At 68.2% G+C, this 17925-nt stretch carries 13 protein-coding genes and 1 tRNA gene; 11 read left to right on the top strand and 3 right to left on the bottom strand.

Features of this window, described 5'->3' with window-relative positions; all coding sequences use genetic code 11:
- Positions 1 to 189 precede the first annotated feature (189 nt).
- Positions 190 to 1689 carry an NAD-dependent succinate-semialdehyde dehydrogenase gene (locus tag ABIB51_RS06950; protein WP_354186804.1) on the top strand — a complete coding sequence of 500 codons (1500 nt, stop codon included), beginning with the start codon at positions 190 to 192 and terminating at the stop codon, positions 1687 to 1689.
- Here ABIB51_RS06950 and ABIB51_RS06945 read toward each other — a convergent pair.
- The 3 genes from ABIB51_RS06945 to ABIB51_RS06935 are packed head-to-tail and all read right to left on the bottom strand — an operon-like array spanning position 1686 to position 6794.
- Positions 1686 to 4202, bottom strand: coding sequence for a transglutaminase TgpA family protein (locus ABIB51_RS06945; protein ID WP_354186802.1), 2517 nt, complete (start codon positions 4200 to 4202; stop codon positions 1686 to 1688). The two genes, ABIB51_RS06950 and ABIB51_RS06945, sit on opposite strands and share 4 nt — an antisense overlap.
- Entirely contained in the window at positions 4199 to 5629 is a 1431-nt protein-coding gene (locus tag ABIB51_RS06940) for a DUF58 domain-containing protein (RefSeq protein WP_354186800.1), read from the bottom strand. Before ABIB51_RS06940 ends, ABIB51_RS06945 begins: the two co-directional genes overlap by 4 nt.
- 13 nt (positions 5630 to 5642) lie before the next feature.
- The gene (locus tag ABIB51_RS06935; RefSeq protein WP_354186798.1) at positions 5643 to 6794 is read right to left on the bottom strand and encodes an AAA family ATPase; all 1152 of its coding nucleotides are present in this window, start codon (positions 6792 to 6794) and stop codon (positions 5643 to 5645) included.
- A gap of 221 nt (positions 6795 to 7015) precedes the next feature.
- Between ABIB51_RS06935 and ABIB51_RS06930 the strand changes: the two genes are divergently transcribed.
- From ABIB51_RS06930 to pth, 10 genes are all read left to right on the top strand, one after another.
- Entirely contained in the window at positions 7016 to 7903 is an 888-nt protein-coding gene (locus tag ABIB51_RS06930) for a TatD family hydrolase (protein WP_354186796.1), read from the top strand.
- A 280-nt stretch (positions 7904 to 8183) separates the two neighbouring features.
- Complete coding sequence (locus ABIB51_RS06925) at positions 8184 to 9353, top strand: resuscitation-promoting factor (protein ID WP_354186794.1); 1170 nt, start codon at positions 8184 to 8186, stop codon at positions 9351 to 9353.
- 84 nt (positions 9354 to 9437) lie between these two features.
- The gene (gene rsmA / locus ABIB51_RS06920; protein WP_502916084.1) at positions 9438 to 10373 is read left to right on the top strand and encodes a 16S rRNA (adenine(1518)-N(6)/adenine(1519)-N(6))-dimethyltransferase RsmA; all 936 of its coding nucleotides are present in this window, start codon (positions 9438 to 9440) and stop codon (positions 10371 to 10373) included.
- Positions 10374 to 10462: 89 nt separating this feature from the next.
- On the top strand, positions 10463 to 11425 hold the full coding sequence (locus tag ABIB51_RS06915; RefSeq protein ID WP_354186792.1) for a 4-(cytidine 5'-diphospho)-2-C-methyl-D-erythritol kinase: 963 nt from the start codon (positions 10463 to 10465) through the stop codon (positions 11423 to 11425).
- Positions 11426 to 11510: 85 nt separating this feature from the next.
- On the top strand, positions 11511 to 13340 hold the full coding sequence (locus ABIB51_RS06910; RefSeq protein ID WP_354186790.1) for an ABC-F family ATP-binding cassette domain-containing protein: 1830 nt from the start codon (positions 11511 to 11513) through the stop codon (positions 13338 to 13340).
- An 86-nt stretch (positions 13341 to 13426) separates the two neighbouring features.
- Positions 13427 to 13498 (top strand) — tRNA-Gln (locus ABIB51_RS06905).
- A 210-nt stretch (positions 13499 to 13708) separates the two neighbouring features.
- Positions 13709 to 15190 carry a bifunctional UDP-N-acetylglucosamine diphosphorylase/glucosamine-1-phosphate N-acetyltransferase GlmU gene (glmU, locus tag ABIB51_RS06900; RefSeq protein ID WP_354186788.1) on the top strand — a complete coding sequence of 494 codons (1482 nt, stop codon included), beginning with the start codon at positions 13709 to 13711 and terminating at the stop codon, positions 15188 to 15190.
- Positions 15191 to 15195: 5 nt separating this feature from the next.
- Positions 15196 to 16176, top strand: coding sequence for a ribose-phosphate diphosphokinase (locus ABIB51_RS06895; RefSeq protein WP_354186786.1), 981 nt, complete (start codon positions 15196 to 15198; stop codon positions 16174 to 16176).
- Positions 16177 to 16441: 265 nt separating this feature from the next.
- Complete coding sequence (locus tag ABIB51_RS06890) at positions 16442 to 17041, top strand: 50S ribosomal protein L25/general stress protein Ctc (RefSeq protein ID WP_354186784.1); 600 nt, start codon at positions 16442 to 16444, stop codon at positions 17039 to 17041.
- Positions 17042 to 17183: 142 nt separating this feature from the next.
- Positions 17184 to 17771 (top strand): aminoacyl-tRNA hydrolase, encoded by a 588-nt coding sequence (pth, locus tag ABIB51_RS06885; protein WP_354186782.1) that lies wholly within the window; start codon positions 17184 to 17186, stop codon positions 17769 to 17771.
- The last annotated feature ends 154 nt before the right edge of the window (positions 17772 to 17925 follow it).

Here is a 17925-nt window from a genome sequence, read left to right as displayed (position 1 = left end):
GGCCACCGGGGGCCGCCGCTTAGCGGCGCACAGGAGCTGTGCAGCTGCACAGCGGATCCCCGTCGACGTAGTGCGTACATGCGTAGACACTCCGGAGAGCGCGGCAGTACCGTGGCAGTAAATCCAGCGCGGTTTTCCAGCGCTGAAACCGAACCTAAACCACCCGAATTGCCGACGAGGGAGTCAATCGTGACTGTAACTGCCCAGCCTATTGTTACTGCGGAGCGCGAGGGCGCTTTGTTGGCCTCTGTTCCGACGGGGCTGTTGATTAACGGAGAGTGGCGTCCGGCGGCGTCGGGGAAGACGTTCGAGGTGGAGGATCCCTCGACGGGTGGGGTGTTGTTGAGCATTGCCGATGCCGGTCCGGAGGACGGGGCGGCGGCTTTGGATGCTGCGGCGGCCGCGCAGGAGTCCTGGGCGAAGGTCCCGCCGCGGGAGCGTGGGGAGATCCTGCGGCGGGCCTTTGAGCTGGTGACGGAGCGGGCGGAGGATTTCGCCCTGCTGATGACCCTGGAGATGGGCAAGCCGTTGGCGGAGGCCCGTGGTGAGGTGGCCTACGGTGCGGAGTTCCTGCGCTGGTTCTCCGAGGAGGCCGTGCGTGCGTTTGGCCGGTATTCGGTGTCCCCGGACGGGAAGTCCCGTTTGTTGGTGACGAAGAAGCCGGTGGGTCCGTGCCTGTTGATTACGCCGTGGAATTTCCCGCTGGCGATGGCGACCCGGAAGATCGCCCCGGCGGTCGCGGCGGGCTGCACGATGGTGCTGAAGTCCGCGAACCTGACGCCGCTGACTTCGCAGCTGTTCGCGGCCGTGATGGTCGAGGCCGGGCTGCCGGCCGGTGTCCTGAATGTCATCCCGACCTCCACGGCGGGGGCGACGACGGGGCCGTTGATCAAGGACCAGCGGTTGCGGAAGCTTTCCTTTACCGGGTCCACCGAGGTCGGCCGGCGGTTGCTCTCGGATGCGTCCGAGACGGTGTTGCGGACCTCGATGGAGCTTGGCGGGAACGCCCCGTTTGTGGTGTTCGAGGACGCCGACGTCGACGCGGCGGTGGCCGGGGCGATGCTGGCGAAGCTGAGGAACATGGGTGAGGCGTGCACCGCGGCGAACCGGTTCATTGTGCACGAGTCGGTCGCGGCGGAGTTCGCGGCGAAGTTCGCCGCGAAAATGGCGGACATGACGACGGCCCGCGGCACCGAGCCGGAGTCCAAGGTCGGTCCGCTGATCGATGCGAAGAGCCGGGACAAGGTCCACGAGCTCGTCACCGACGCGGTGGCTGCCGGGGCGGTGGCGGTGGCCGGCGGCGGTCCGGTGGAGGGCCCGGGGTATTTTTACCAGCCCACCATCCTCACCGGCGTTACCGAGGGATCCCGGATCCTGTCCGAGGAAATCTTCGGACCCGTTGCCCCGATCATCACCTTCGGCACCGAGGACGAGGCCGTCCGGCTCGCGAACAACACCGAGTACGGGCTGGTGGCCTATGTCTTCACCCGTGACCTGAACAGGGGCATCCGGATGGGCGAACGCCTCGAGACCGGCATGCTGGGCCTGAACGCCGGGGTGGTCTCCAACGCCGCGGCACCCTTCGGCGGGGTCAAACAGTCCGGCCTGGGCCGCGAGGGCGGCCTCGAGGGCATCGAGGAATACCTCTACACCCAGTACATCGGCATCGCCGACCCCTACGCCGGCTAGGGAGTCCGCTGGCTCCGGCGCACCCGGCGGAAAACGCCGCGGATCCTCAGCCAGGAACCCGCGGCAGCCCGCCGGGTGCGCTTTGCTGTCTGCGACACCGCACGGAAGGGTGCCGAGACTGACTGCCGCCAGCCCGCCATGACCGACGGCGGCAACCAGGCTGCGCGGAAGCGCACAAGGGGCCGGGCGTTGGCGCGCAGCGCGCCGTGCACGGCCGCGATCCTGGCGGCGGCCTCGCCGCCGGAGCCGACGGAAGTGTCAGCCGTTCCGGTGGAACCGCCGGGGCGGCCGTACTGGTGCCGCTCGAAGTCATCAGTAAGGGACACCACGGCCTGGTTTCCCGCCGCGTCGAGACCACCCGGGTCGCCCAGGGCGCCCGAGGTGCGCAGCCGCTCGGAGAAGTGCCGGGGCGTCTCACTGGTCCGTGGCGCCGCGCCGTAGTCCGTGGCAAGGTCCCGCAGCTCGGCGAAGGCCGGCAACGCTGACCCATCGGCGCCGGCTCCTTTGAGGCGCCGCCGCCGGAGGGCGCCACGCGCCAGCTGGGGAGATGCCACCAGCAGCGCCACCAGCAGCAGCGCGCCGGCGCCGTACAGGGCGGGCAGCAGCCGGCTGCCGGCATCCGCCGCCGATTCCCCGCCCGGGAGCGGGACAGGAGCCACTTGCGGGGTATTGGTCGGTTTGACCTGGTCTTCGGGAATCAGCCCGTCATTGCTTTCGTTGGTGCTGGCGCCGCTGGGAGGAGCGCTTTCCACGGCGTAGGGCGGGACCACCCCGCGTGAAGGCGTCGGTTCGAACGCCACCCAGCCGACACCCTGGAAGTAGAGCTCCGGCCACGCGTGGGCGTCACGGGCATCCACCTCGTACTCCGGCAGCGCCCCCTGGCCCGCAATCGAGACGGTGCTACCGGTGGGACGGCCCGGGGCGTAGCCGACGGCGATGCGGCTCGGGATTCCCTCCAGCCTGGCCATCACGGCCATGGCCGAGGCGAAGTGGATGCAGTAACCGCTCTTCTGGGTGAGGAAGTCCGCCAGCACGGAGAGTCCGTTGCCGTCATAGCCGCCCTGCACCGGCGACTGGAGCGAGTAGGTGAACTCGAGGGACCGCAGGTATTTCTGGATCGCCATCGCCCGCGCGTACGGCGTCTGGACGCCGGAGGTCACGGCATCCGCCGTTTTGCGCACGATTTCCGGAACGTTTGCCGGCGGCCGCAGGAACACCTCGGGGACGCCTTGGTTCGCGGCAGGAATCTGCGCCAGCAGCTCAGGAGTGAGCTGCGGGGAGGCAGAGAGCACAACGTACTGCTGGTCCCGGGAATTCGTGTCGACGGCTTTGATGCTGAGCGTGGCCGGATCCCAGCTCCAGCGCCCGGACAGGCCGTTGACGGCCTCGGGGGCGTAGGGGACGGGAAGGTAGGGGCTGGTGAACTGCCCGGTGTTGACGGCCGTGACCACACGGAGCTCCGTTGCGATGGACTCGAGGTCCGTGTCCATCCTTCCGGTGCCTACCCGGCGGGTATCCTCGCGGTCGTCCGGAGCCCAGGAATCGCCGTTGAAACTGTCCACGGTCACGGAGCGGAGATACGGGGCGGAGGGTGCGTTGGTGGCAAAGGTGATGCGGCCGTCCCCGGTCGGGCTGCGCAGGCTGTTGCCCAGGCTGATCATCGGGTTCAGCCCGCTGGAGGTGCCGAACGGATTCAGCCGCGAACCCTGCGGGAAGGTGCCCTGGTCAAACCCCGGAATCACCAGCTGGAGCATGAGCGTCACGGTCAACGCCAGGGCCCCGGTCAGCGAGGCGCGCCTGAGCTGGCCGGGATTGCGGGCGGTGTCCGCCCCCGCCCGGGAATCCGGAGCGAACCAGTGGCTGCTGGCCAGAATCATCAGGTACCCCACGGCGGCAGCGGCGAAGCCGAGCACGCCGACGCTTTGCGGCTTGACGATGGCCGGGACCACCAGGATGGCCAGGATTCCGAGTCCGCTGGTGGCGGGCAGGGCGAGCGGATACGCGAGTGCGTCGACCAGCATCACCAGCAGCCCCAGGACGGCGCAGATCAGCAGCACGATGCCGGCGTTGGGGGCCACCGGGGAGCTCTCCGCGAGCACCGTTTCGCTGGCACGGCGCAGGTAACGGCCCAGCTGGGTCATGGTGGCGCCGGTCGGGATGAAGCCGGCGAAGCTGTGCGGGCGGAAGAACGTGAAGGTCAGGATCATGACGAGCGACGCCAGGCCGCCGAGGCCCACGAAGACCGAGCGCCACCGGAGTGCCCGGAGTCCGGCCATCGTCAGGGCGACCGTAAAGACGGTCGACAGGACGGGGGAGAACCAGGCCCAGCCGCGCAGCACCCCGTTGAGGCCAAGCGCCGCACCCCCGACGGCGGTTGCGATTGCCAGGGCCATGACCCACGGCTGCGCGCCCACCCGTTCCCGCCGCAGAGCATCGGCCGGGGCGAGGACGGTGGTGTGTTCTCCGGTCCCGGATACGTCCGCGCCGGGAGGGCGATGCGGGGTGAGTGTCATTGCCGGATCCCCACACCACGGCGCGCGTCGGCCGGCTGGGCCAGGGCCCCGTCCGCGTCGAAGGCTGACCACGCGGCCGGAAGCGGCGTCGATGCCGAAACTGCAACGGCACGCCAGCCGCCGAGCCGCAACGCTTCCATGACCTGGCCGGAATCATGCCCCGGCCCGGTAATGACAAGGGCAAAGGCGTTGGCCCCGAACCCGGCCGCCGGGGCAAGATCTGTTGCCTCACCCACCGAGAGGCTGCCCAGGATGGCCAAAACAGGTCCCCGCAGCCGGTGGGCGGCCAGTTTGTCCATCAGCCTGTCGTCGAAGGGCTGAGGCCCGGCCTCCATGCCGGCGGGCGTCCCGCGCCGGAACGCCTCTCTGGAGTCCGTGCGGCTGTGCACGTTCCCGCTGAGCTGGATGGCGGCCAGGCTCTCGGCGACGGACTGCAGCCCGGCGGCCCCGATGTATTCCTCGGTCTCCGGCTCGGGGGCCGACAGGGACTGCAGGAAGGCGGGCTCGCCGGCGGCATCCAGGAACCGCAACGCGTAGTTGCGCTCGGAGAGATGGGCGCCGATCGACATTGCCGCCGTCACGGCCCATTCGAACGCCTCGTTGGTGTTGAGTTCATGGCCGTCCGCATCCGCAATGCCTACGGCGTTGGAATGGGAATAGGCGTAGGGCGGGAACGCCGCGAGCCGCTGGTCCAGGATGATGGTGGCCTCCGGGGTGGTGACGGATTCCTCCTGCCGCACCATCAGCTCGCCGTGCCGGGCCGTGGCGGCCCAGTGGACGCGGCGCATCGGGTCGCCGTGCCGGTATTCGCGAGTCATGACGTCGTCGTCGCTGGGGTTCGCCCGGAGCCGGGTGGCCGTGACGCCGTCGTGCCCGCGGGCGCCGGCCAGGCCTGTCACCGGCAGGTCGACGGCGGCCGGCGTCACGGTAAGGATATCGCCGTCGTCGATCGCATGGCGGTGCAGCGAGAGCCCGAACGGATCGCTGAATTCGGCCGTGACCGGTCCGATCCGGAACTGGCCGCGTTTCCCTGACCGCAGATGGTATTCGTAGCGGCTGGCGCCTCCCGCGGCGGAGCGCGCGGGGAAATGGAAGACGGGCGATTCCCCGAACCGCGCCGGCAGGTGCTCTTCCATGATCGCGTGCCCGGACCCGATCCCGATCCGGGCCACGGCCAGCCTCACCGTTGTGGTGGCGGCCGCTTCGACTGTGGAGGGATTGAACTCCCGGTAAACCTGGAACCTGGGTTTCAGGACCCGGGTGCCGGCCAGCGACACCAGGGGCAGGACCATCAGGAGGATCGCCAGGGCCAGCATGTCGCGACGCCCCGTGACCTGCGCCGCCAGGAGGAAGCCGGCGCCTGTGCCCAGCAGGCCCCAGCCACGGGTGCTGAAGATGTTTTTGGGAAACCGGTCCATCAGTGCCATGGCCGGGTCACTCCTAACGTCTGTTCGGCAACTGGGACGACGACGGCGCCGCCGCCCGGGCCGCGGCCGGCTTCCGGCCGTTGGTGGAGACCGGGGCCGCGCTGACCTCGGGATTGACCGGGATCCTGGCCAGGACGCCCCGGATGATGCTTTGGGGGGTCTCTCCCGAGCTGGCGGCCTTGCGGTCCAGGATGATCCGGTGCGCCAGGACGGCTTCGGCGACGCTGACGACGTCGTCCGGCAGCACAAAATCCCGGCCGGCGAGGGCCGCGGTGGCCTTGGCCGCCCGGAGCAGCTGGAGCATGGACCGGGGGCTGGCACCGAGCCGGAGCATCCCGCTTTCCCGCGTGGCCCGTCCGAGCGACACCGTGTATTCCTTGATCGACTGCGAGACGTAGACCTGCTGGACCGTGGCAATCATGGCCGCAACGTCCGCGGCAGTGACAACGGCTGTCACGCGCGTCAGCGGCGACGTGGCCTGATGCGTCTCCAGCATTTCCAGCTCGGATTCCTTGTCCGGATAGCCCATGGAGATCCGCGCCATAAAACGGTCCCGCTGAGCTTCCGGAAGCGGGTACGTCCCCTCCATTTCGATGGGGTTCTGCGTGGCCACAACCATAAAGGGCTCATCGAGTTTGTATGACTTGCCGTCGACGGTGACCTGGTGTTCCTCCATGCACTCCAGCAGGGCGGACTGCGTCTTGGCCGAGGCGCGGTTGATTTCGTCACCGATGACGATGTTGGCGAACACCGCGCCCGGCCGGAACTCGAAGGACCGGGACGCCTGGTTGTAGATGGACACCCCGGTGACATCGGAGGGCAGCAGGTCCGGCGTGAACTGGATCCTGCTGACCGAGCAGTCGATGGTGCGGGCCAGCGTCTTGGCCAGCAGGGTCTTGCCGACGCCGGGGACGTCCTCAAGGAGCAGGTGCCCCTGCGCCAGCAACACGGTCAGTGCCAGTTTCGCCGCTTCGGCCTTGCCGTCGATCACAGTGTTGATGGCGTTGAGGACGCGCTCGCTGGCCGCGTGGAATGCCTCCGGGTCCATCGCCGCGGGCAGCCGGGGAGGGCGTCTGGCGGCTGCGTTTCCCGCCACGCCAGAGCCGTCCTGGAAGCCCTGGTCTTCGGGGAGGACTTCGTCTACGGAGGTGCGGTGGTAGTCCATCGGCAGCCTTTCAGCCCTGGTGCGATGCCTGGCGGGTTCGGCACGGGTTGCCGGTCCCGACAGCGGGTTTTCGCCTGTATCCCTATCAGAGTACTAACACAACTGCCGGGGCTGACAGAGAGTTCCGGGTAAATCTCCAGACAGCAACCGCTATCCGTGTTAATCCATGTCCGTTAAAACGACGGTCGAGCCTGCAGCCGGCTCCCGGTTAAGGTAGATGGATGGTCAATTCCCTTACTCCGGTCCCGTTCCGCGCCCCCGGCAGCGACGGATCCGGCCGGCAAGGATATCCGCCGGCGCCGGAACCCCTGCCGGTCCCGGTCATGGACAACCACACGCATCTGGACTTCCCCCACGCGGACGTGAAGGTCAGCGTGAAAGACGCCCTGGACGCGGCCGAGGCAGTGGGCGTCCTGGGCGCCGTGCAGGTGGGGTGTGACCTGGAGTCCTCCCGGTTCACTGTCCAGGCCGTCGAGCTGGACGCGCGGCTCCTGGGCGCCGTCGCGATCCATCCCAATGACGCGCCGCACTACGCCGAGCGGGGAGAGCTCGACGACGCCCTGGCCGAGATCGAGGCCCTGGCCGCGCATCCGCGGATCCGGGCGATCGGGGAGACGGGACTGGACTTTTTCCGGACCGAGGGCGAAGGGCTGGCCCATCAGCGCTATTCGTTCCGCCGGCACATCGACATCGCCAAACGGCTTGGACTGACACTGCAGATCCATGACCGGGACGCCCATGACGACGTGGTTCAGGTGCTGCGCGAGGAAGGCGCCCCGGAGCGGGTGGTGTTCCACTGCTTTTCCGGCGGGGAGGAGCTCGCCCGGATCTGCAACGACCAGGGCTGGTACATGTCCTTCGCCGGGACCGTGACGTTCAAAAACGCAACAAATCTCCGCGAGGCCCTCGCCATCGCGGACCCCGAGCGGATCCTCGTCGAGACCGACGCGCCCTTCCTCACGCCGCACCCGCACCGCGGCCGCCCCAATGCCAGCTACCTGGTGCCGCACACCGTGCGGGCCATGGCGGACTTGACTGGAACCGAGCTCTCCGGCCTGTGCGCCCGGATCACCGAAAATACCGTGCGGGCCTACGGATCCTGGGACTGAAACCTCCCTTCCGGAACCCCCTTGGGGGATACCGGGTATGCATGAATTCTTGGTTGCTTTATAACGCTACGGTTACAGTAGTCAACTATTAGCCGGGGTCGGGGAAGGCCTACGGATATTTTCACTCCTGCGGGGCGCGCAATGTGGCAATCGATCCACATGCGCGCTCTCGTTTGTGAGTGTGGCAGTGCACACATCTGCCGCGAACAGCCGGACCCGTTCCGGAGCTGCCCCTGGGGTGTTTGCGACGGGTGATCCTGTGCGCTTTCCCCGTGCCCGGATGGTCCAAGAGATACGGGCAATCGTGGTCAAGTTCTTCACTTCGGACGGTAAGTTCAGTTTCGTCAAGGTAGGCACCCAAGCCGTGGTGCTCTTGGCACTCGTGCTCGGCCTCGTTGCCTTCGTCGGCAACAACAAGACGGTCACGCTCAACGTCGACGGAAAAGTAAGCTCCGTGCAGACGTTCGGCGGAACGGTCGGCCAGGTCGTCAAGGGCGCCAAGGTTGAACTGCAATCATCCGACCGGGTGTCGCCCGCCGCGGACTCCCGCGTCCGGGACGGATCGGTCATCAACGTCAACCTCGCCAAGGCCGTCAAGGTCAGCCTGGACGGCGCGGAGCGGACCATCAACACCACCTCGCCCACCGTTGAGGGCCTCGTGACGGAACTCGGCGTCGCCAGCGCCTCGGAAGTGTCCGTCCCGAAGGACGCCCAGCTGTCCGTCGCCGGTTCCTTCGTGGCCATCTCGACGCCGAAGTCCGTGAGCATCGTCGCGGACGGCAAGGCCGCCACGACCACCACGACGGCAGCCACCGTCTCCCAGCTCCTCACCGACGCGGGCCTCTCCATCGGCGCCAGCGACCGGACCTCGCAGCCCGGCAACGCCCCGGTGGTCAACGACATGGTCATCAAGGTCTCCCGCGTCGACACGAGCCAGACGGCGGAAGCCACCGAACCCGTGCCGTTCGAGACCCTCACCACCGAGAGCGCGGAGAAGTTCAAGGGTGAGAAGGACGTCACCCAGGCCGGCGTCGCGGGCGTCATGAACAAGAGCTTCAAACTGGTCCTCGTCGACGGCCGCGAAGCGAACCGCACCCTTGTATCACAGTCGGTCAGCGTCCAGCCGGTCACCGAGAAGGTCACCGTCGGCACCAAGGAAAAGCCGAAGGCGCAGGCCGGAAACACCGGCGCCGGCGCTCCGGCCATGATGAACGAAGGCATGTGGGACAAGATCGCCCAGTGCGAGTCCACCGGCAACTGGTCGATCAACAACGGCAACGGCTACTACGGCGGCCTGCAGTTCGATGTCCGGACCTGGCTCGGCTCCGGCGGCGGCGCGTACGCACCCAACGCCAGCCTCGCCACCAAGGCCCAGCAGATCGACATCGCCAACCGCGTCTACGCACAGCGCGGCCTCCAGCCGTGGGGCTGCGGCTGGGCCGCCCGCTAAGGGCCGGACCGCCACGACAGGCAGTCACGGCCGGGTCCGGCACTCCGGGCCCGGCCGTTGCCATGTCCGGGATAAGATACCTAGGTGACTGAACCGACCCCCTCCGCGCCTGCCAACGTGCCCAAAACCGAGCGCGCCGGTGCCTCCGGAACCGCGCCCGGAACCGCCCCTGCACCCCTGATGGGCGCGTCCGACATCCGCCGGCTGGCCGAGGAAATCGGAGTCCGTCCCACCAAGACCCTGGGCCAGAACTTCGTCATTGACGGCAACACCATCCGCCGGATCGTGGCGGCGGCAGCCATCCACCCGGACGAGACGGTCCTGGAAGTGGGGCCCGGGCTGGGCTCGCTCACCCTCGGCCTGCTCGACGCCGCCCGGTCCGTCGTGGCCGTCGAAATCGACCCTGTCCTCGCCGCGAAGCTTCCCGCCACCGTGGCCCGGTGGCGCCCCGAGGCCACGGAGAACTTCCACCTGGTCCTTGCCGACGCCATGCGGGTCACGGAACTTCCCGTCGAGCCGACGGCCCTTGTGGCCAACCTGCCCTACAACGTTGCCGTCCCGGTAGTCCTGCACCTGCTGCAGCATTTCCCGAGCCTGCGGCACGGCCTCGTTATGGTCCAGGACGAGGTCGCCGACCGGCTGGCCGCCGGGCCCGGCTCGAAGACCTACGGGGTGCCGTCGGTCAAGGCCGCCTGGTACAGCAGCATGCGCAAGGCCGGCGTGATCGGGATGAACGTGTTCTGGCCCGCGCCGAAGATCCACTCCGGCCTCGTTTCCTTCACCCGCCGGGAACCGCCGGTCACCACCGCAACCCGGGAACAGGTCTTCGCCGTGATCGACGCCGCATTCGCGCAGCGGCGCAAGACCCTGCGCGCTGCACTGGCGGGCTGGGCCGGAAGCGCCGCCGAAGCCGAGCGTTGCCTGCGGGCCGCCGGAATAGACCCGACCGCACGCGGCGAAGTGATCGACATCGCGGCGTTTTCCCGGATTGCCGAAGCCCACGCCCGGCCCGAGGCCTGAACTCCCAGCCCGAAGCGCAACGCCGGTACGGATGTGACGCATGCGGGCAAGGCTTGGAGCCCGGCCCTGCCATGCCATAGCGTGGAGCCATGAACGCAGTGAGAGGGCGCTTTGCCGCGAGGACCGTCCGGGTCAAGGCTCCCGGCAAAGTAAATGTCTCACTCGATGTCGGACCGGTGCGCCCGGACGGTTACCACTCGGTGGCCAGTGTCTACCTGGCGGTGTCCCTCTACGAAGAGATCGCCGCCACCAGCACGGACACCGGGGAAATCACGGTCAGCATCAGCCCGGCGAGCACGCTGGACCTCGACGGCGTGGACATTCCCCTCGATGAGCGCAACCTTGCCTACAAGGCGGCCGCCATCATGGCCGACGTCTCCGAGCATTCCACCGGCGTGCACCTGGAAATCACCAAGCGGGTGCCCGTGGCCGGCGGCATGGGCGGCGGCTCGGCGGACGCCGCCGCCACCCTGCTCGCCTGCGACTCGCTGTGGAACAGCGGACTCTCCCGCGACGAACTGGCCCACCTGGCCGCCGAACTCGGCGCCGACGTGCCATTTTCCCTGCTCGGCGGCACCGCCGTCGGCCTGGGGCTGGGCGACGAACTCTCCCCGGCCCTCGTCAAGGCCCAGACGGACTGGGTGCTGGTCACCGCGGACTTCGGCCTGCCCACCCCGGCGGTCTACCGGACCCTGGACAAACTGCGGGCGGCCGAAGGGATTGCCATCGAGGAACCCACTGCCGTGGACCCCCGGATCCTCAAGGCGCTGCGCACGGGGGACGCGGATGCCCTGAGCCGGGTCCTCATCAACGACCTCCAGCGGGCCTCCATCGAGCTGGCGCCGGAGCTCCGGGACACCCTCGGGCTCGGCGAATCCTGCGGTGCCATCGCCGGGCTCGTGTCCGGCTCCGGGCCCACCGTGGCCTTCCTCGCGCACAGCCCCGCGGCCGCCGCAGGGCTCGCGGAGGACCTCCGCCACCACGGCCTCGACGCCATGGCCGTCCACGGCCCGGTGCACGGCGCGCGCATCATCTCCGATACGCTCCTTTAGTGGCTTTTGACGCGCTGCGCCTCCTGACCGCACCGCATCTATTCACCGATACACCTGATCGACACACCTAAGAAAGCAGTTCCCAGTGGCACACTTGCTCGGCGGCGAGAACCTCACGGTCTCGTACGCAACCCGTACCGTCCTCGATGGCATCACCCTCGGCCTTGAAGAGGGCGACCGGATCGGCATGGTGGGCCGCAACGGTGACGGCAAGTCGACCCTCATGCGGCTGCTGGCGATGCGTTCCACCCCGGACTCCGGTCGGGTGACCAAGCGCAGCGAGGTCAATATCGGCTACCTGGACCAGAGCGACGTGCTCGACGGGGACCTCACGGTCGGTGCCGCGATCGTCGGGGACCAGGCCGACTATGAATGGGCCCGCAATCCGCAGATCCGCGAAGTCATGGGCGGCCTCGTGTCCGACGTCGACTGGCACGCCAACGTCCACGCGCTCTCCGGCGGGCAGAAGCGCCGTGTGGCGCTGGCCAAGCTGCTGATCGAGGACCACGACGTCATCATGCTCGACGAGCCCACCAACCACCTCGACGTCGAGGGCGTCGCGTGGCTGTCCCGGCACCTGTTGACCCGCTGGCGGACCAACCAGGGCGCCTTCCTCGTGGTCACCCACGACCGCTGGTTCCTCGACGAAGTCTGCACCAAGACCTGGGAAATCCACGACGGCATCATGGACCCGTTCGACGGCGGTTACGCGGCCTATGTGCTGGCCCGCGCCGAACGGGACCGCTCCGCTTCCGTGGTGGAAAGCAAGCGCCAGATGCTCGTCAAGAAGGAGCTCGCCTGGCTCCGGCGCGGCGCCCCGGCCCGCACCGCCAAACCCAAGTTCCGGATCGAGGCAGCCAACGCGCTGATCGCCGACGTCCCCGAACCCCGCGACTCGACCGCGCTGAGCAAGATGGCCACGGCCCGCCTCGGCAAGGACGTCCTGGACCTCGAGAACGTCTCCCTGGACTTCCTCGGCGGCGAGCCCGGGCAGAAGCTTTTCGAGAACATCACCCTGCGGCTTGCCCCGGGTGAGCGGCTGGGCCTCGTGGGCGTCAACGGCGCCGGCAAAACCACCCTGCTGAAGCTCCTCAACGGCGAGATCCAGCCCAGCTCCGGGAAGGTCAAGCGCGGCAAGACGGTGGTCACCGCGGTCCTGACCCAGGAGGTCAAGGAGCTCGACGACGTCTCGGACCTGCGCGTCATCGAAGTGATCGAGCGTGAAAAGCGCTCCTTCAACGTCGGCGGCAAGGAATTCACCGCCGGCCAGCTCGTGGAGCAGCTTGGCTTCACCAACGAGAAGCAGTGGACCCCGGTGAAGGACCTCTCCGGTGGCGAACGCCGCCGGCTCCAGCTCCTGCGCCTGCTCGTGGGGGAGCCGAACGTGCTGATGCTTGACGAACCGACCAACGACCTCGACACCGATACCCTCGCCGCCGTGGAAGACGTGCTCGACGGCTGGCCCGGGACCCTCGTGGTGGTCAGCCACGACCGCTACCTGCTGGAGCGCGTCACGGACCACCAGATGGCGCTCCTGGGCGACGGCAAGATCCGCTCGCTGCCGCGCGGCGTGGACCAGTACCTCGAACTGCGGGAAGGGGCCCTCGCCGGCTCCACGATCACCGGCGGCGGCAACCCCGTCACTTCCGCCAGTGCCGACTCCGCCCCCGCCGTCGCGGGCCCCTCGGAAGCCGAGAAGCGCGACGCCCGCAAGGCCAAGAACCGGATCGACCGCCAGCTGGGCAAGCTCAAGCAGCAGGAGGACAAGCTCCACGCCCAGATGACCACGGCGGCAGCCGACCCGGCGGCCGTGGGCCAGCTCGCCGGGCTCAACAAGAAGCTCAAGGACCTGGCCGGCGAACGTGAAGCCCTCGAAGTCGAATGGCTCGAGGCGCTGGACGTCCTGGGGGAGTAGCGTCCCGGGCGCCGGCCGAGTCGCACGAGGCCGGACCTTCGTGGCAGAATTGTCTCTTGTGCCTCGGGCTGAACGCCCGGGCATGATCCGCCCTGGTGTAATGGCAGCACCCCGGCCTTTGGAGCCGTGGAGTATAGGTTCGAATCCTATGGGCGGAACTCCGTGCGTCGACGGGACGGGAATGGTCCCCGACGGGCCAGGTCCGGTGCGGGTCACGTAGGATATAGCTGACGCCGCGACCGGAATCCGGTCCGGACAGGCCGCGCGGATCCGGCAACCGAGGTGCACCATGCGGCCTCAGCCGCGCGGCCACTCAGATCCACCGAACAGCGGCGTGAGTTAAGCCACTGAGCAAGGAGAGCCCGTACGTGAGCCCCGAGAATACCGGCCCAGCCGCCGTAATCGTCCTAGCTGCAGGTGCCGGTACCCGGATGAAGTCCCGTACCCCGAAGATCCTCCACGAGATCGGTGGCCGCTCCCTCGTGGGGCACGCGCTCGCCGCCGCCCGCGCCCTCCACCCGCAGGAGCTGGCGCTCGTCGTCCGGCACGAACGCGAACTCGTCGCCTCCCACATCACCGCGCTGGATCCGGACGCCCGCATCGTCGACCAGGACGAGGTACCCGGGACGGGCCGCGCCGTGGAAGCCGCCCTGGAGGCGCTCGACTCGCGCGGTCCGCTCAGCGGAACCGTCGTCGTCACCTACGGCGACGTCCCCCTCCTCACCGGGCAGCTGCTGGCCGGGCTGGTCGCCTCCCACGAAGCCGACGGCAACGCCGTCACCGTCCTAACCGCAGTGCTGGACGACGCCACCGGCTACGGGCGCATCCTCCGGGCCGCCGGCGGAACGGTCACCGGCATCCGGGAACACAAGGACGCCACGGATGCCGAGCGCGGCATCCGTGAGGTCAACTCCGGCATCTACGCTTTCGACGCCGCCGTGCTGCGCAGCGCGCTCGCACACGTCACCACCGACAACGCCCAGGGCGAGAAGTACCTCACCGACGTGCTGGCCCTCGCCCGCGAGGCCGGCGGCCGGGTGGCCGCCGTCGTCACGGAAGACCGCTGGCAGGTCGAAGGGGCCAACGACCGCGTGCAGCTCGCGGCCCTCGGCGCCGAACTCAACCGGCGCACCGTCGAGGCCTGGATGCGCGCCGGGGTCACCGTCGTGGACCCGGCCTCCACCTGGATCGACGCCACGGTCACCCTCGACGAGGACGTCCGGCTGCTGCCCAACACCCAGCTCCACGGGACAACGACCGTGGCGCGGGACGCCGTCGTCGGCCCCGACACCACCCTGACCGACGTCCACGTCGGCGAGGGCGCCAAGGTGATCCGCACGCACGGTTCCGGTTCCACGATCGGCGCCCACGCCAGCGTCGGCCCGTTCACGTACCTGCGCCCCGGCACGGTGCTGGGGGAGACCGGCAAGATCGGCGCCTTCTACGAGACCAAGAACGTCACGATCGGCCGCGGCTCGAAACTTTCCCACCTCGGCTACGCCGGCGACGCCGAGATCGGCGAGGACACCAACATCGGCTGCGGCAACATCACCGCCAACTACGACGGCGAGAAGAAGCACCGCACGGTCATCGGCTCGGGCGTCCGCACCGGATCCAACACCGTGTTCGTGGCCCCCGTGCAGCTCGGCGACGGCGCATACAGCGGCGCCGGTGCCATCATCCGCCGCGACGTACCCGCCGGCGCGCTTACCGTGTCCGTGGCGAAGCAGCGGAACGCCGAGGGCTGGGTCCTCGAGAACCGCCCCGGCACCATCTCCGCCGCGCTGGCCGAAGCCGCAGGCGCCACCCCACCAACCTCCACTACTCCGGCACCGACAGAAGAGGGCTAGCAAACATGAGCGAAATTACGGCACGCGGCGAGAAGAAGCTGGTGCTAGCCGCTGGGCGCGCGCATCCCGAACTGGCGAAGGAGATCGCCAAGGAGCTCGGCACCGAACTGCTGCCCCTGGATGCCTATGACTTCGCCAACGGCGAGATCTACGTGCGGGCCGGCGAAAGCGTCCGGGGCACCGATGCCTTCGTCATCCAGGCCCACCCGGCCCCGCTGAACAACTGGCTGATGGAACAGCTGATCATGATCGACTCGCTCAAGAGGGCCTCCGCCAAGCGCATCACCGTGGTCTCTCCGTTCTACCCCTACGCCCGCCAGGACAAGAAGGGCCGCGGCCGCGAACCGATCTCGGCGCGCCTCGTCGCGGACTTGTACAAGACCGCCGGCGCGGACCGGATCATGAGCGTGGACCTGCACACCTCCCAGATCCAGGGCTTCTTCGACGGTCCGGTGGACCACCTCATGGCCATCCCGCTGCTCGCGGACTACATCCGAACCCGCGTGGCCGCGGACAACATCACTGTGGTTTCCCCGGACACCGGCCGTGTCCGGGTCGCCGAGCAGTGGGCCGAGCGCCTCGGCGGTGCGCCGCTGGCCTTCGTCCACAAGAGCCGCGACCTCACCGTTCCCAACCAGGCCGTCTCCAAGACCGTCGTCGGGCAGATCGAAGGCCGCACCTGCGTCCTGATCGATGACATGATCGACACCGGCGGAACCATCTCCGGCGCCGTCCAGGTGCTCAAGAACGCCGGCGCCAAGGATGTCATCATCGCGGCCACCCATGCTGTCTTCTCCGATCCGGCCGCCAAGCGCCTCGCCGAATCCGGAGCCCGCGAAGTCGTCGTCACCGACACCCTTCCCATCAGCGCCGACAAGCGCTTCCCGCAGCTCACCGTGCTGTCGATCGCACCGCTGATCGCCCGCGCCATCCGCGAAGTGTTCGACGACGGCTCCGTCACGAGCCTCTTCGACGGCAACGCCTAGTTCGCCTGGTTTCAGAACCGGGCCCGGTTTCAGAAACCGGGCCCGGCGCTGGTAGCCTTGTAACGAAACCTTGGCGAGGGAGAGCGCCGGCATTCGGTTTGATTCCGTAATTAATGGAAATCAACCGGGAACCGGACTGCTGGTATCCGTTATCGACTGGGTCTGAATCTCCCTTCGGAAGGGCGGCCTCGCGGCCACCCGGCGTTGAAGGTCGCTAACAGACCTCCGCCCTTGCTGCACACCGCTAGTCCATTAGGAGATATCCATGTCTGAGCAGAAGCTCGCCGCAGAAATCCGCACCGAATTCGGCAAGGGCTTTGCCCGCCGTGCACGTATGGCCAACCTGATCCCCGCCGTGATCTACGGCCACGGCGCAGAGCCGATCCACATCACGCTGCCGGCCAAGTCCACCACGCTGGCAGTCCGCGTTGCCAACGCCCTGCTGACCCTGGACATCAACGGCGAACAGCACCTCGCCCTCGTCAAGGACATCCAGCGCGACCCGATCAAGCAGATCATCGAGCACCTTGACCTCCTGACCGTCCGCACCGGCGAAAAGGTCACCGTGGACGTCCCCGTGCACGTCACCGGCGAACTTGCCCCCGGCAACGTGTACAACCAGGAAATGACCCTCATCTCCCTCGAAGCCGAGGCAACGCACCTGCCGACCTCCGTCGAGGTCAGCATCGAAGGCCGCGCGGCCGGCGAGCACATCCACGCGTCCGACCTGGTCCTGCCGAAGGGCTCCGTCCTGCTGGCCGACGCCGAGTCCCTCGTGGTGCACATCTCCGAGGCCACCGAGGTCACCGAGGAAGAGGCTTCCGAGGGAGCCACCTCCGCCGCTTCCGTGGCTGCAGCCGAGTAATTCCGGCGAATCTTGCGGTGGCCGGGTCCCTTTGGGGCCCGGCCGCCGTCGTCTCCGCCCTCCGAGACCGCCCGCTGAGCCCCCCTCTGAGACCGCTTTCCCGCCCGCCCGGAACCGGCCTGCCGCACTGAAGGACTGACCCATGACTGAGAACTGGCTGATCATAGGCCTCGGCAACCCGGGAGCCGAATACGCCCACAACCGGCACAACGTGGGGCAGATGGTCCTCGACGAACTCGGCGGGCGCCTCGGCGGAGGGTTCAAATCCCACAAGTCCCGGGCCCAGGTCCTCGAGGGACGCCTGGGCATCGGCGGGCCCCGGATGGTGCTGGCCAAACCGCTGAGCTACATGAATGTTTCCGGCGGCCCGGTGTCGGCGCTGGCCAGGTTCTATGACATCGACCCCTGCCACGTCATCGCCGTGCACGACGAAATTGACATCCCCTTTAACACAGTGAAACTCAAGCTCGGCGGCGGCGAAGGCGGCCACAACGGGCTGCGGGACATCTCGAAGGCCCTCGCCACCAAGGACTACCTGCGGGTACGGGTGGGCGTCGGACGGCCGCCAGGCCGGATGGACACCGCGGACTACGTCCTGAGGGACTTTTCCTCCGCCGAGAAAAAGGAACTGCCGTTCCTGCTCGATTCCGCCGCCGACGCCGTGGAAGTCCTGGTCCGCGCCGGCCTGCTCACCGCCCAGCAGCAGTTTCACCCCGCCAAGGCACCGTAGGTTCCGTTGCCGGTCCCGCGGCGACGGACATTTCTTCCAAGGTTCCCGGATTCCCGCTATGATCGCTCTACTCTCATGTCGGGGGATAGGGATACGCTACTTCTAAGCGGGCATTCTGGGGTTGGTGTCCGCCAAGCGGTACGAAGGAAACTAG

The sequence above is a fragment of the Arthrobacter sp. UYCu712 genome, from assembly GCF_040547005.1.
Lineage (GTDB): Bacteria > Actinomycetota > Actinomycetes > Actinomycetales > Micrococcaceae > Arthrobacter.
Note: the sequence above shows the minus strand (reverse complement) of the source record. Positions and strands in the feature narration are given on the sequence as shown.